At 68.7% G+C, this 13,639-nt stretch carries 12 protein-coding genes and 1 pseudogene; 4 read left to right on the top strand and 9 right to left on the bottom strand.

Annotated features, from left to right (window positions below; translation table 11 throughout):
* Positions 1 to 13 precede the first annotated feature (13 nt).
* Complete coding sequence (locus NSQ78_RS00230) at positions 14 to 664, top strand: DUF4375 domain-containing protein (protein WP_080473079.1); 651 nt, start codon at positions 14 to 16, stop codon at positions 662 to 664.
* An 81-nt stretch (positions 665 to 745) separates the two neighbouring features.
* Here NSQ78_RS00230 and NSQ78_RS00225 read toward each other — a convergent pair whose 3' ends face one another.
* The 9 genes and pseudogenes from NSQ78_RS00225 to NSQ78_RS00185 form a co-directional block, all read right to left on the bottom strand.
* On the bottom strand, positions 746 to 1,843 hold the full coding sequence (locus NSQ78_RS00225; RefSeq protein WP_339207551.1) for a GDSL-type esterase/lipase family protein: 1,098 nt from the start codon (positions 1,841 to 1,843) through the stop codon (positions 746 to 748).
* A 101-nt stretch (positions 1,844 to 1,944) separates the two neighbouring features.
* Positions 1,945 to 2,700, bottom strand: a complete 756-nt coding sequence (gene kduD, locus NSQ78_RS00220) for a 2-dehydro-3-deoxy-D-gluconate 5-dehydrogenase KduD (RefSeq protein ID WP_339207549.1) — start codon at positions 2,698 to 2,700, stop codon at positions 1,945 to 1,947.
* 82 nt (positions 2,701 to 2,782) lie between these two features.
* Positions 2,783 to 3,631 (bottom strand): 5-dehydro-4-deoxy-D-glucuronate isomerase, encoded by an 849-nt coding sequence (gene kduI / locus NSQ78_RS00215; RefSeq protein ID WP_053506103.1) that lies wholly within the window; start codon positions 3,629 to 3,631, stop codon positions 2,783 to 2,785.
* A gap of 181 nt (positions 3,632 to 3,812) precedes the next feature.
* A complete protein-coding gene (locus NSQ78_RS00210; RefSeq protein ID WP_019337388.1) occupies positions 3,813 to 4,871 on the bottom strand; it encodes a LacI family DNA-binding transcriptional regulator in 1,059 nt (352 codons plus the stop codon).
* Positions 4,872 to 4,910: 39 nt separating this feature from the next.
* Positions 4,911 to 6,455 (bottom strand): annotated as a pseudogene (locus NSQ78_RS00205) (family 43 glycosylhydrolase).
* A gap of 62 nt (positions 6,456 to 6,517) precedes the next feature.
* The gene (locus tag NSQ78_RS00200) at positions 6,518 to 7,801 is read right to left on the bottom strand and encodes a TRAP transporter large permease (protein ID WP_053461759.1); all 1,284 of its coding nucleotides are present in this window, start codon (positions 7,799 to 7,801) and stop codon (positions 6,518 to 6,520) included.
* Between the two features lie 3 nt (positions 7,802 to 7,804).
* Positions 7,805 to 8,335: a TRAP transporter small permease gene (locus NSQ78_RS00195; RefSeq protein WP_049468464.1), complete on the bottom strand. Its 531-nt coding sequence runs from the start codon at positions 8,333 to 8,335 to the stop codon at positions 7,805 to 7,807.
* Positions 8,336 to 8,345: 10 nt separating this feature from the next.
* Positions 8,346 to 9,347: a TRAP transporter substrate-binding protein gene (locus NSQ78_RS00190; protein ID WP_053461757.1), complete on the bottom strand. Its 1,002-nt coding sequence runs from the start codon at positions 9,345 to 9,347 to the stop codon at positions 8,346 to 8,348.
* A gap of 40 nt (positions 9,348 to 9,387) precedes the next feature.
* Positions 9,388 to 10,215, bottom strand: a complete 828-nt coding sequence (locus NSQ78_RS00185) for a 2-keto-4-pentenoate hydratase (RefSeq protein ID WP_049468460.1) — start codon at positions 10,213 to 10,215, stop codon at positions 9,388 to 9,390.
* Positions 10,216 to 10,388: 173 nt separating this feature from the next.
* On the opposite strand from NSQ78_RS00185, the gene NSQ78_RS00180 reads away from it, so the two are divergent.
* The 3 genes from NSQ78_RS00180 to NSQ78_RS00170 are packed head-to-tail and all read left to right on the top strand — an operon-like array spanning position 10,389 to position 13,621.
* On the top strand, positions 10,389 to 11,363 hold the full coding sequence (locus NSQ78_RS00180; RefSeq protein WP_064239577.1) for an alpha/beta hydrolase: 975 nt from the start codon (positions 10,389 to 10,391) through the stop codon (positions 11,361 to 11,363).
* On the top strand, positions 11,360 to 12,982 hold the full coding sequence (locus tag NSQ78_RS00175) for a carboxylesterase family protein (RefSeq protein ID WP_064237357.1): 1,623 nt from the start codon (positions 11,360 to 11,362) through the stop codon (positions 12,980 to 12,982). The genes NSQ78_RS00180 and NSQ78_RS00175 overlap by 4 nt, the downstream gene beginning before the upstream one ends.
* A gap of 51 nt (positions 12,983 to 13,033) precedes the next feature.
* Complete coding sequence (locus NSQ78_RS00170) at positions 13,034 to 13,621, top strand: cysteine dioxygenase family protein (RefSeq protein ID WP_049468456.1); 588 nt, start codon at positions 13,034 to 13,036, stop codon at positions 13,619 to 13,621.
* Positions 13,622 to 13,639: the final 18 nt, after the last annotated feature.

The following is a 13,639-nucleotide window of genomic DNA, read 5'->3' as shown; positions in this document are numbered from 1 at the left end:
TATCCTGCGCGGCATGACCGATGTGTTTGCCGCCCTGCGCGTGACCAACGTCGCCTTCGACGACGACGTCATCCTGCTGACCCTGGCCGATGGCCGGCGCACCCGCCAGCCGCTGCGCTGGGTACCTGCGTTGTTTGAAGCCGATGCAGGGCAACGCGCGCAGTGGGTCGCCACCGCCGATGGCCTGGGTGTGAACTGGCCGGCCCTGCTGCCGGCGCGCGAGGCGGGCGTGGTCGATATCCTCAACCAGGTCTGGGAAGACCGCTACGATGCGGCGATGGCACGGCTGAAGGACGCCGGATGGACGCTGGAGGCGCTGTCCGACGAGGACCAGCAACTGGTGGCGCTGTGGCGTATGGAAGCGGACATCAACAACGGCGGCTTCATGCAGTTCCTGTGCAACTGGGGCGACCCGACCTGCCAGCTGGCGCTGCGCGCGCTGCAGGCGATGGGCGCAGTGCAGACGCACGCGCTCCTGGCCGGCATGCGCGGGCTGCTGGACCGGCTGGAGCACGACCCGGCGATCAAGGAAATGACCGACCTGTACGACGCGATGAGCGAAGACGAACAGCAGGCGCTGGAAGCGTTCGAGGACGCCTATTTCGAGCGCCCGGAAGACCTTGCGCGGTTCGGGCTGAAGCACTTCGGCGCCGAGCGGCTGTAGCAGCCCGCGTGGAGCCGAGCCCATGCTCGGCTGCGATCAACCGGAGGCAGGACAGCCGAGCATGGGCTCGGCTCTACAGGCTCAGCGCGGGTACGCCAGCAGCACCACCAGGTCCTCCTCACCCACCTGCTGCAGCGCATGGCGGCTGCCCTTGCGGGTCAGCAGCGCGTGCCCGGCGTGCACGTCGTACTGCCTGCCGTCCAGCACGTAGCTGCCCTGCCCACTGACGATGTAATAGATCTCATCCTTGTGCTGCGGATGCAGGCCGATACCCGCGCCCTTGTGTAGCACGCGCTTGCGCAGCACGAAGGGCAGGTCCGCCGCGCCGGCAAAGAATGGATACGCGGTGGTGGGCCCGCCGCCGCCGTGCGGGCCGGGCTGCATGCGCGCAATCGTGCCTTCGTGCACGACCTGCGAATCTCCCGTCGCACCGGCGCCCTGCCCTGCACCCATCACGTCGCAGTCGATGTCCCGCACCAGCGCCGGCTGCAGCGCGGGCAGCAGCGGCACTGCTTCGCGCAGTACCAGGCAGGCCACCGCATGGGCGCCGGCCACGCTGAAATGGGTGCCGTCGGCCTTGTTCTGTTCGGGCACGAACAGGAAGTACGGTCGCGCGCCCTGCTCACCCAGCGCGCGGATCCAGCGCGTGCTGCGGTCGTTCAGATCAATCAGGGCAATCCGCTCGCGCGCGGCCAGGGCCTTCATCGATTGCGTGTAGCGGCCATGCGTGTCCAGCAGTGAACCGAAGTCGTACAGCAGCCGCGCCACCGGCGTGACCAGCACCGGCGTGGCGCCTTTCCCGCGAGCCACCTGTACGTAGCGCATCAGCAGGCGGGGGTAGTCCCGGTCCGGATCGGTGTAGCGCGTGGAATCCTCAAACTTCGCATCGTTGTGGCCGAACTGCATCAGCAGCACATCGCCACCGCGCAGCTCGGCGGCGATGGCATCCAGGCGCCCTTCGTCGATGAAACTGCGCGTGCTGCGACCGCCCTTGGCATGGTTGTGCACCTCGAAGCGTGCCGGGTCGAGGTAGCTCTGCAGTGCCTGTCCCCAGCCGGCCTGGGGCGCGCGCTCGGGGCCGTATGCGGCCGCAGTGGAGTCACCGGCGATGAATACCCGCACCGGCGCCGCCTGTGCGGTGGTGCAAGACAGCAGCAACAGCAGCAACAGGGTGCGCATGGCGGTTCTCCGGTAGTGCCGGCCGCTGGCCGGCACCCTCATGAACGGCGGAAGCCTCGCGAAGATGCCGGCCAGCGACCGGCACTGCCGTGGCTCACGCGTCAGCGCGCCAGCCAGCCACCGTCGACCGGCAGCACGGCGCCGTTGATGTAATCCGACGCCGACGACGCCAAGAACACCGCCGCACCGGCCAGATCATCCGGCGTGCCCCAGCGACCGGCCGGGATGCGCTCCAGGATCGCCTTGTTGCGCGCTTCGTCGGCGCGCAGCTGGGCGGTGTTGTCGGTGGCCATGTAGCCCGGGGCGATGGCATTGACGTTGATGCCCTTGCCCGCCCACTCGTTGGCCAGCAGCCGGGTGATGCCGGCGATGCCGCTCTTGCTGGCGGTGTACGACGGCACGCGGATACCGCCCTGGAAGGACAGCATCGAAGCAATGTTGATGATCTTGCCGTGGCCCTGTTCGATGAAGTGGCGGCCGGCGGCCTGTGAGATGAAGAAGGCGGACTTGAGGTTGACGTTCATCACGTCGTCCCAGTCCTGCTCACTGAAGTCCACCGCATCGGCGCGGCGGATCAGGCCGGCATTGTTGACCAGGATGTCCAGGCCACCCAGGCCGTCAATGGTTTCGCGCACCACGCGCGCCACCGGTTCGATGCTGATCAGGTTGGCTTCGATGGCCAGGCAGCGGCGGCCCAGCGCAGTGATCTTTTCGATGGTGTCGGTGGGCGGGGCGATGCCGGCCACGGCCACGTCAGCGCCGGCGGCAGCCAGTGCCACGGCGATGCCCTGTCCCAGACCGGTATTGCCACCGGTTACCAGAGCGACCTTGCCTTCCAGGCTGAAGGGATTAGCCATTGCGTATGCGTTCCTTGATTGGGGCGAGCGGGGTCAGCGCGACGGCCGCCGGCACACGGTGCACGGCGGCCAGGTTGGGGGCCTACTTGAGCTGGCAGATGTCCAGCACGTGCATGTCGGTGTAATCCAGGTTCTCGCCCCCCATCGCCCAGATGAAGGCGTAGTTGCTGGTACCGGCGCCCATGTGGATCGACCACGGCGGCGACACCACGGCTTCGTTGTTCTGGATGACGATGTGGCGCTGCGCGGCCGGCTCGCCCATGAAGTGGTAGACGCGGTCGCTGTCGCCCAGGTCGAAGTAGAAGTACACCTCGCTGCGACGGTCGTGCAGGTGCGGCGGCATGGTGTTCCACACGCTGCCCGGCTTGAGCACGGTCAGCCCCAGCAGCAGCTGCGAGGACTGGCAGGTGGCCGGCACGATGTACTGGTAGATGGTGCGCTCGTTGCTGGTTTCCAGCGCGCCGCGATCCAGGGCGACGGCATCCTTAATGGACAGCTGCCGGGTCTCGAAGCGGGCATGGGCCGGGGTCGAGGCCAGGTAGAACTGGGCGGGATTGGCGGCGTCCTGCGAGGCGAACACGACGTCCTTGCTGCCCATGGCCACGTACAGACCATCCTTCGGGCCCAGCGTGTAGACCGTGCCATCGACGGTGACGCTGCCGGTTCCGCTGCCGACGTTGATCACGCCCAGCTCTCGACGCTCCAGGAACGGATGGCCTGCGGCCGAAGCGGGTTCGGTCTGGGTCGGCAGGGCCAGCGGTGCGTCCACCGGGGCAGCGCCGCCGATCACGAAGCGCTCGTAGTGGGTGTACTTGAGGGTCACCGCACCGGCGTTGAACAGGCCATCGAGCAGGTACAGGTCACGCAGCTGGTCGTTGCTGGCACCGTGGATGGCATCGGGATGGGTGGCGTAATGGGTCTTGCTGTACATGGCGTCTCCAGAGCGGGGGGCGGGCCGACGGGTCGGCCCCGGCGCGGTTCACGGTCGATTCTAGCCAGACAGGAAACCGGTGTCATTTTGCGTCGCACGATGCCGGGATGGCCCGGGCAAGGCGCGGCGGATCGGGTGGATGGGGCAGAGGTCGTGACCTGCAGGAGTGATCCCCGGGGGATCAATCCTCCGGCGGCTGGCAGGAATCGCGGACGATCAGGTGCGGCCGCACGCTGGCGATGGGCAGCGCGGCCTGGCCTTCGGGCTGGATCAGCATCGCCGCGGCGGTGCGCCCGGTATCGCGGGTATGCCGGCGCACCGAGGTCAGCGAGGGCCACAGGCGCGAGGCCAGCGGGCTGTCGTCATAGCCGACGATGGACAGCTGGCGCGGAATGTTGATGCCGGCGCGCAGCGCGACCTTGTAGATGCCGGCGGCCATTTCGTCATTGCCGGTGAAGATGGCGGTCGGGCGGCGCTTGCCCAACAGCAGTTTCTCGGCAGCGGCCACGCCGGATTCGAAGGTGTAGCCAGCCTCGATGATGCGGTCCTTGGGCAGCTCGATGCCGCGCTGGGACAGTGCGTCGATGAATCCGGCGGTACGTTCATGGGCCGAACGGTAGGCGCTGGGACCGGTCACCAGGGCAATGTCACGGTGGCCGAGCGAGAGCAGGTAGTCGGCGGCTTCGGCCGCACCGTCGCGGTCATGGGTGACCACCATCTGTGAGCTTTCGTCCAGCGGCAGCGCTGCCACGCGGGTGAACCGGCAGCCGATCTCATCAAGCATGTCCGCCAGCGCCTGGTCTTCCGAGGCACGCGGCACCAGGATCACCCCGTGCAGCTTCTGCTGCTGCACGAAGCGCCGCACGCCCTCGATGTAGCCGGGGCTGCGGCTGTCACACGGGTGCACCACCAGCTCGAAGCTGGAACCACGCAGTGCATCCAGCGCACCGTACTGCATGTCCACGATGTACTGCGCGGTGGGGTTGTCGTAGACCATGCCGATCAGGAAGGAGCGGCGGAACGCCAGTCCACGGGCCAGCGGATCGGGCGTATAGCCCACCTCACGCATCAGCGCCTCCACCTTGTCGCGCGTGTCCTTGCGCACCAGCGGCGAGTTGTTGATGATTCTTGAAACCGTTTTCTTGGATACGCCCGACAGTCGCGCGATGTCGTTGATGGTGGCTGCCTTGCCCTTCGCCAATGCCGGCGTCGCGGCATCGTTCTTGTTGCGCACTGACATGTTTTGAACCCGGTAAGTCTGGGGATTCCGGCTCCGCGCTCAGTCCAGCGCGCGGTAGCGGAAGTTGCGGAAGGTTACCGCACCGTCGCCGGCCGCATACAGCGCCGGCTTCAGCGCCAGGAACCTGCCCGCTACATTGTGATGGTAACCGGACACTTCCATCTGAACCGGATACTTCTGCCAAGTGTGCCCGTCGGTGCTGGAGTGGAAGGTGACGATGTGGCGGCTGTTGGTCACCCGCAGCCACAGCCGGCCGCCGCGCCCCGGCGCCGGCCGGGCAGGGCGCTCCTCGCCGTAGCGATGCATGATGAACGACTCGCCATTGCTGCCCACGCCCACGTACAGGCGGTCGCTGTAGAACAGCAGCGCGCCGCCCACGGCACCGGGGGCGATCTCCATCTCCACCTCGAACTGGTAGGCCCGGTCGCCGGCGATGGTGGTCAGCGGTGACGCATCGCGCGGCGTGCTGCCCTTGCCCTGCAGGACCAGGCCGTTGCCGCTGAAACCCAGCCGCCGGTACTCGTCCTGCGCCGGATTGAAGAACGCCCACTGCGGGCCGAGCGTGCTGCCGCGGAAATCATCCGACAGCGCCATGCCATGCGGCGACAGTGCCTGTCCGGCCGGCTTGCGCAGTGGCTGGCCGAGGTCGCCCCCGGTCGCGCGGAACCAGCCGTCGGCGGTCCATTCGATAGGCTCCAGCAGGGCCTGGCGGCCCAGCGTCCAGAAGCCGTTCTCGTACCCGTGGTACATCATCCACCAGCGCCCATCGGTCCCTTCGATCACCGTCGCATGGCCACGCGACTACCAGGGCTCGGCTGCCGACTGCGTGCGCGTGATCGGGTTGTTGGGCGCGTTCTCCCACGGTCCGTGGATCGAACGCGAGCGCGCGGTGATCACCATGTGGCCGGTGGGCGGCCCGGCCGTGCCGCCCACCGCCGTGGTCATGTAGTACCAGCCGTTGCGGAGGTGGATCTTCGGGCCTTCCTGCGCATAGGCCTCGACGTCCCAGTCCTGCGGATAGCGCCAGCCGTCGTAGACGTGCTTCGGCGTGCCGGCCACGCTCAGCCCATCGTCGGCCAGTTGCACGTAATCACCACCGCTGAGGAACAGGTAGCGCTTGCCGTCTTCACCCACCGCATGGCCGGGATCGATGTAGCCGCCCAGGCCGATGTCGATCGGTGCGCTCCATGGGCCCTTGATGTCATCGGCCCAGACCACGAAGTTGCTGCGGCGCTCGCCGGTCCGCGCCGGGAAGTAGATGAAGTAGCGCCCCCGGTGCTTAACGATGTCCGGCGCCCAGATCGAGCCCACGTTGCGGGTGATCGCATGGCCCAGCGGCTGCCAGTTCACCAGGTCGCGCGAGTGCCAGATCGGCAGGCCGGGATAGGCGTCGAACGACGACAGCGTGAGGTAGTAATCGTCTCCGTCCTTGAGCACCGAGGGATCCGGATGGTCGCCGGCCAGCACCGGATTGAGGAACGTGCCATCGCCACGGTCCGCCTGGCGCTGGTGTTCCAGCCCCCGCGCCCACTGCGCCGGGGCGCGCGCGGTCTCCGCCGCGGGTGCAGGCCATGCCGGCAGCAACACGGCGAACAGGGTGGCGGCGGCGACGATACGCAGTGCACGCATGGCAGTCTCCTTGCGGCTCAGCCGCGCAGCGCGGCCGGCAGCCACAGCGACAGGGCGGGGAAGAAGGTGACCACCAGCAGCACGCCCAGCGCGGCGAACCAGAATGGCCAGATGGTGCGCATGCTCTGGCCGACGCTGATCTTGCCGATGGAGGTGCCGATGAACAGCACCGAGCCGACCGGCGGGGTGACCAGGCCGAGGCCGCCGGTGAGCACCAGCACCAGGCCGAAGTGGATCGGATCGATGCCGTAGGCGCGCGCCACCGGCAGGAAGATCGGCGTGCAGATCAGGATCATCGGCGCAAGATCCATGAAGGTGCCCAGCAACAGCAGCATCACCACGATCATCAGCAGCACCATGAAGCGGCTGTGCGCGAACGACTGCAGGAACTCGACGGCGGCAGCCGGCACCTGCAGGTACGCCAGCAGCCAGCCGAACACCGCCGCGGTGGCGATCACGAACAGGATCACGCCGGTACTGCGCGCGGCATGGATGACAGTGTCGAAGAACTCGCGCCAGCGCAGCTGCCGGTACAGCACGGTGGTCACCAGCAGGGCGTAGACCACGGCGATCGCCGCGCTTTCCACGGCAGTGAAGATGCCGGCGCGGATACCGACGAAGATCAGCGCGACCAGGCCCAGGCCGGGCAGGGCGGAGACGATGCGCAGGGCCACGGCACGCCAGCCGGGAAAGACCTCTACGCCATAGCCGCGGCGACGTGCGACCACATAGCCGGTGACCATCAGCGCCAGCGTCATCAGCAGCGCAGGGACAATGCCGGCGGCGAACAGGTCGGCGATGGACAGGCCCCCGCCGGCGGCAGCGGAGAACAGGATCAGGTTGTGCGACGGAGGCACCAGTAGGGCCACCAGCGCGGCGGTGATGCTGACGTTGACGGCGAAATCGCGGTCGTAGCCGCGCTTGACCATCTGCGGGATCATCGTGCCGCCGACCGCCGAGACATCGGCGATGGCCGAGCCGGACACGCCGCCGAAGAACAGCGAGGACAGGATCGACACCTGGCCCAGGCCACCGCGCAGGCGCCCGACCAGCGACGAGGCCAGTGCGATCAGGCGCTCGGAGATGCCGCCGCGCATCATGATCTCGCCGGCAAAGATGAACAGTGGAATGGCGATGAGCGAAGCGGAGCCGGTACCGGCCGAGATCTGCTGCACCAGCACGATGCTGGGGATATCCAGGTACAGCAGGGTGGCCAGCGCCGCAGCGGCCAGCGCGTAGGCGACCGGCACGCCGAGCAGCAGCAGCACGGCGAATACGGAGAACAGGAGGGTGATGCCCATGGATCAACGATCTCCTTCAGCGTCTTCGGCGCCGGTGGCGCGGGCCTGCAGCGCGTTCCACGCGCGGTTCAGTGCAAACATCAGCATCAGCGCGCCCCCCACCGCCAGCGGCAGGTAGTTGATGCTCTGCGGCAGGTTGGCACCGGCGGTCTTGATGTCCAGTCCGTCGACCAGCAGGTCGGCCGACCAGAACGCGATGAAGCCGCCCAGCACCGCCACCACCAGCTGCACCAGCACGTCCACCGCGCGGCGCAGGCCGGCGCCCATGTAGGCATGCAGCAGGAAGAAGCCGAAGTGGCGGTTGGTGTGCACGCCGCAGGCCGCGCCCAGGCTCATCGCCGTGGCCAGCAGCAGCAGGGTGACCGGCTCGGTCCAGCTGGGCGAATCGTTGATCACGTAGCGCGCGAACACCTGCCAGCCCTGCACCACCACCAGCCCCAGCAGGGCGGCGACGGCGCCGTAGATGGCGATGTCGGCAATGCGGTCCAGCAGGCGCTGGCCGGGTCCGGTGGTGGACGTCGTCGTTTCGGTCATGGCGGTATCCTCAGGCGGCACGGATGCGGTCAACCAGCGCGGCGATGCCAGGCTGCTGCAGGTAGTGCTTCAGCAGCGGCTGGGCCGCATCGCGGAAGGCCGCCATGTCGACCTCGTTGGCTTTCACCCCGTAGGCCAGCACCGCCCGGCGCGCGGCATCCTCCGATGCGTCCCACTGCTCACGCATCACCGCCACCGATGCGCGGGCGGTGTGCAGCAGCAGCTGGCGGTCATCCGGGCTGAGGCGTTCAAAACGGGCGCGCGACATCAGCAGCACGTCCGGCGCATACGAATGGTCGCTCTGCGACCAGTAGTGCGCGGCTTCGAAATGGCGGCTGGAATGGAAGCTGCGCATGTTGTTCTCGGCGCCGTCGATCATGTGGGTCTCCATGCCGGAGAACGTGTCGCCCAGCGACATCGGCGTCGGGTTGGCGCCGAGCAGGCGCATCAGCTGGATGAAGATGTCCGACGAGGCCACCCGCAGTTTCAGGCCGTGCAGGTCGCTGGGCGAAACGATGGGGTGCTTGGTGTTGTAGAAGCAGCGTGCACCGGAGTCGTAGATCGCCAGGCCGACCAGATCGCGGCCTTCAAAGCCACGCAGCACCGCGTCGGCCACGCCGCCATCGAGTGCGGCGCGCTGCTGTGCGACCGACCTGAAGACGTACGGCAGGCACAGTGCCTGGGTCAGCGGAAATGCGTTGTTGAGTGCACCGGCATACACGCGGGTGATGTCGATGGCGCCAAAGCGCGCCATGTCGATCGCTTCCGACTCGCGGCCCAGCTGGCCCGAGTGGTACTGCCGCAGCCGCAGGCGGCCGTTGGTCTCACGCTGCAGGGTCTCGCCGATCCACTTCACCGCAGTGACGGTGGGGTAGTCGGCCACGTGCACGTCGGTCGCGGTCAGCAGGGTGCTGCCGTCCACGTCGCCGGCGGCCCCACGCCCGCAGGCAGCGAGCATCGGCGTCGCCAGCGCAGCGGCGCCGCCGGCCAGGAAATTACGTCGTGTGATCATCTGCGCCCTCCCGCGCGTGTTCACCAGGGCTGGCCGGCGGTCATCCCGCCGGCACGGCCCGGCAGGCAATGTCACCGAAGCCGGCAAAGCGCACCAGCGCCGTTTGTCCTGCCTCGATATCGTGGATGCCGGTAGCGTTGCCGGTGGCGATCAGGTCGCCCTTGCGCAGCGGCCGGCCACGCTGCGCCGAACGGGACAGCGCGAAGGCATAGGCCGCACGCAGGCCGCCGGGCAGGCGGGTGGCGCCACCGGTGCCGACCACCTCGCCGTCGATGACGGTCTCCGCACGCAGCGCAGTCTCGTCGCGGGCCGTCCAGCCGGTGATCTCCGGCCCCAGCACCAGGCCATTGTTGTTGCCGAAGTCGGACACCACCACGCGCGGACCCAGTTCGTTGATGGTGGCCAGCGGACTGCTGGCCACTTCCACGCCGATGTACAGGCGCGCGGGCAGGGCTTCGGCCTGTTCCGGGGACCAGTGCAACTGTCCGGCCGGGGCGTCCTCCAGCAGCTCCAGCACGTACTCTGCTTCGACTGCGCCAAAGCCCCCGACGAATACCGGAATGTCGGTTGTTCCACCGGTATCATTCCAGAGCTGACGTTTGAAGATCGGCCCCAGCAGGCGTTCGTCGCCGGAGCCATCGCGGCGCTCGGCGGCGATGTACCCCACTTTCCAGCCGATCACCTGATCGTCCCAGGCCTCGATGGCGCGGTCCTGGACCCGGTAGGCGTGCACCAGATCAGCCGGAATGGTCCCGGGAAACCCTGTCAGGGCCTGGCCGGCGCGGCGGGCGTCGGTGAAGGCGCGGGCGATCGCGGCTGCATCGTCCGGCGTCGGCCTGTGCCCCTGTGTGCCGTGTTCGTTGCTCAAGAACGGTCTCCCTCTGCGTTGTTGCACTGCCCATCGACAGCGTCTGCAGGAGGTGTATATGGTAAACCGGTGTCATCACGCAAGCCGCAGCGCATCACGCCCGCTTCCGGGGCGCCTGCGGCACGCTGCCCCCCTTTGCTGGAGCCCGGTCCGCCATGCGTCTGCCCACCCTTGTGCTGTGCCTGTCCGTTCTGTTGACGCTTGCACCGGCGCGCGCCACCGACGTCCCGCTGCGCGACGGCCAGCGGCCCGGGCGCGAGGTGACGGGCGAACGCCTGCCGCTCTGGCCCGCCGGGCAGGTACCCGGCGAAAGCGCTGCGTCGCGGCCGGCGCGCGTCGTTGAGCGCAGCCCCGACCCGGCCCATCCGGACCGGTTCGTGGACGGGATCGATGCGCCGTACATGATCGTGCACGCGCCGCCACGTCCGAACGGGCAGGCGGTGCTGGTCATTCCGGGCGGCGGCTACCAGCGCGTGGTGATCGACAAGGAAGGCAGCGCGCTGGTACCGGACTGGGTGCAGCGGGCAGGCTTCACCCTGTTCGTGCTTCGCTACCGCCTGCCGCAGCCGGGCAGGGACCGCCAGGCGGCGCTGGCCGATGCGCAGCGCGCGCTGCGGGTCGTACGCGACCAGGCCGCACGCCGCGGCCTGGAGGCCGGCAGCGTGGCGGTCATGGGTTTCTCCGCCGGCGGCCACGTGGCTGCGCGGCTGGCCACCGGCTTCGATGCTCCGGTCTATCCCGCACGCGATGCGATCGATCAGCTGAGCGCGCGCCCGGCACGGGCGGTGCTGGTCTACCCGGTCATCGACATGGGTGCGCATGCGCACAGCGGTTCGCGCGGGCGATTGCTGGGCGAGCACCCTGACCCCGCATTGGCGGCCCAGTACTCGGTGCAGCAGCACGTGCGCGCGGACATGCCACCGACCCTGCTGATCCATGCCGCTGACGATCGCGTGGTCAGCGTGCGCAACAGTGAAGTGATGGCGCGGGCGCTGGCCGAAGCGGGCGTGGAGCACGAACTGCACGTGTTCGCCCACGGCGGCCACGGCTTCGGCATGCACCTGCAGGGTGGTTCGTCGCTGGCGCTGTGGCCGGCGCTGGCGCAGGCGTGGCTGACGGCAGGAAAGGGCGCGGAGGGCGGCCGATGACGGCAGCACCGGACGACCTGCAGCGCCGCCGCTTCCTGCGCGACAGCGCGCGCTGGGCGTTGGCCACGGCGACGCTGGCGACACTGCCGGCAGCGGCGATGCCCGGTGCACGCGACGACCGCCTGCCGATCGTCCGCGTGCGCGGGGGGCGCCTGCGCGGCCAGCATGAGCAAGGCGTGCTGGTGTTCCGCGGCGTGCGCTACGGTGCCGACACCGGCCCCCATCGCTTCCAACCGCCGCGCCGGGAAGCGGCATGGAACGGCATCGCCGATGCGCTGGACTACGGCGCCGCCGCGCCACAGGCGGGCGCAGAAGGCCCCGGCAGCGAGGACTGCCTGTTCCTCAACGTCTGGACGCCGGCGCTGGGGGATGGCGGCCGCCGCCCGGTGCTGGTCTATCTGCATGGCGGTGGCTTCAACAACGGTTCCGGCAGCGACCCGCTGTACGACGGCAGTGCGCTGTGCCGTCGCGGCGATGTGGTGGTGGTGACCCTCAACCATCGCCTGAATGCCTTCGGCTACCTGTACCTGGGTGCGCTGGGCGATGCACGCTATGCGGCGTCGGGCAACGTCGGCCAGCTCGATCTGGTGCAGGCGCTGCAGTGGGTGCGCGAGCATGCTGCAGCCTTCGGTGGCGATGCCGGCAACATCACCGTGTTCGGCCAGTCCGGGGGCGGCGCCAAGATCGCTACGCTGATGGCAATGCCGGCCGCACGCGGCCTGTTCCAGCGCGCCTGGACCATGAGCGGCCAGCAGGTCACCGCAGCCGGCCCGCGTGCCGCCGCGCAGCGCGCGGCGATCGCCATGCAGACCGTAGGCGCAGGGGACCTGGCGGCACTGCTGCGACTGCCCACCGCCGATCTGCTGGCGGCGACCCGCGCGCGCGATCCGTCGCGGGTGGAAAGCACGTCGCTGTACTTCGGGCCGGTGCTGGACGAGGTCACCCTGCCGGTGCATCCGTTCTGGCCGCAGGCTCCGCTGCAGTCGGCCGCCATTCCGATGGTGATCGGCAATACCCGCGACGAGACCCGCGCCTTCCTCGGCAATGACCCGGCCAACTTCGCGCTGACCTGGGAGACGCTGCCGGCGCAGCTGGAACGCCAGCAGTTCGTTGATCTGCTGCCGCAGACGGTGATCGCCGAGTACCGGCGCCTGTACCCGCACTACACACCATCGGAGGTGTTCTTTGCCGCCACCACTGCCGGCCGTTCCTGGCGTGGCGCAGTGGAGGAACTGGAAGCGCGTGCGCGCCAGCCCAGCGGGGCCGCACCCACCTGGGCCTACCAGCTGGACTGGGGCTCCCCGGTGGAGGAGGGCCGGCTGCGCGCCTTCCATACCCTGGACATCCCGCTGGTGTTCGACAACGCCGGCCTGCCCGGTGCGCGCACCGGCGGCGGTGCGGACGCGCAGGCGCTGGCGGCCACGATGAGCGACGCATTGATCGCCTTTGCCCGGACCGGCGACCCCAATCATCGCGGAATGTCGCAATGGGCCCCCTACCGTCTGCCGCAGCGCCAGACCATGCTGTTCGATCAGCACAGCCGCGCAGTGGATGATCCCCGTGCCGGCGAGCGTGCACTGTACGCGAAAGTGCCGTTCGTGCAGCGCGGCACGCAGTGATGACACCGTGGTGCAAACATTCTGTTAACCCGTCTCGGCTAGAGTCGGGCCATGGGAGAGATGTCCTCGCCACTGCCGTTCACCGGCCGGGAGCGCCTGTTCGCTGCGATCGATGCCGCGGTGATGCTGGGCACCCCGGAGGCGATCACCGATGCGCTGCAGCAGGTGCTGCGTGAGGCCATCGTCGATCCGTCCATCCAGCTGCCGCCCTGCGTGCGGCGCCCGGTCGAAGGGCATTACGCGCGCCGCGAACTGCATCGCAGCCCGACCCTGGGCTACAGCGTGATCGCGATGTGCTGGGGCCCGGGCCAGGGCACGCCGCTGCACGACCACGATGCGATGTGGTGCGTGGAAGGGGTCTGGCAGGGCGAACTGGTCGTCACCCCGTACGCGCTGCTGGAGCAGGAGGGCGAACGCCATCGCTTCGCCGCCCAGCCGGCGCTGTACGGCCATCGCGGCAGTGCCGGCAGCCTGATTCCGCCGCACGAGTACCACACGCTGTGCAACGCCAGCGACGCGGACGTGGCGGTATCGCTGCACGTCTACGAGGGCGTGATGGAACGCAGCGCGGTGTTCGAACCGTTGGGCGAGGACTGGTACCAGCGGCGGGTGAAGCTGATGGAGACCGACGCAGCCTGACCGCGTTCGGCCGGGCAT

The organism is Stenotrophomonas sp. FSL W7-1447 (genome assembly GCF_037966425.1).
GTDB lineage: Bacteria > Pseudomonadota > Gammaproteobacteria > Xanthomonadales > Xanthomonadaceae > Stenotrophomonas > Stenotrophomonas pavanii.
Note: the sequence above shows the minus strand (reverse complement) of the source record. Positions and strands in the feature narration are given on the sequence as shown.

Excerpts from the sequence above, each read along its gene's own strand:
- NSQ78_RS00190 (WP_053461757.1), bottom strand. The coding sequence starts at position 9,347 with ATGATCACACGACGTAATTTCCTGGCCGGCGGCGCCGCTGCGCTGGCG.
- NSQ78_RS00230 (WP_080473079.1), top strand. The coding sequence starts at position 14 with ATGACCGATGTGTTTGCCGCCCTGCGCGTGACCAACGTCGCCTTCGAC.
- NSQ78_RS00175 (WP_064237357.1), top strand. The coding sequence starts at position 11,360 with ATGACGGCAGCACCGGACGACCTGCAGCGCCGCCGCTTCCTGCGCGAC.
- NSQ78_RS00225 (WP_339207551.1), bottom strand. The coding sequence starts at position 1,843 with ATGCGCACCCTGTTGCTGCTGTTGCTGCTGTCTTGCACCACCGCACAG.
- NSQ78_RS00210 (WP_019337388.1), bottom strand. The coding sequence starts at position 4,871 with ATGTCAGTGCGCAACAAGAACGATGCCGCGACGCCGGCATTGGCGAAG.
- NSQ78_RS00195 (WP_049468464.1), bottom strand. The coding sequence starts at position 8,335 with ATGACCGAAACGACGACGTCCACCACCGGACCCGGCCAGCGCCTGCTG.
- NSQ78_RS00200 (WP_053461759.1), bottom strand. The coding sequence starts at position 7,801 with ATGGGCATCACCCTCCTGTTCTCCGTATTCGCCGTGCTGCTGCTGCTC.
- kduD (WP_339207549.1), bottom strand. The coding sequence starts at position 2,700 with ATGGCTAATCCCTTCAGCCTGGAAGGCAAGGTCGCTCTGGTAACCGGT.
- kduI (WP_053506103.1), bottom strand. The coding sequence starts at position 3,631 with ATGTACAGCAAGACCCATTACGCCACCCATCCCGATGCCATCCACGGT.
- NSQ78_RS00170 (WP_049468456.1), top strand. The coding sequence starts at position 13,034 with ATGGGAGAGATGTCCTCGCCACTGCCGTTCACCGGCCGGGAGCGCCTG.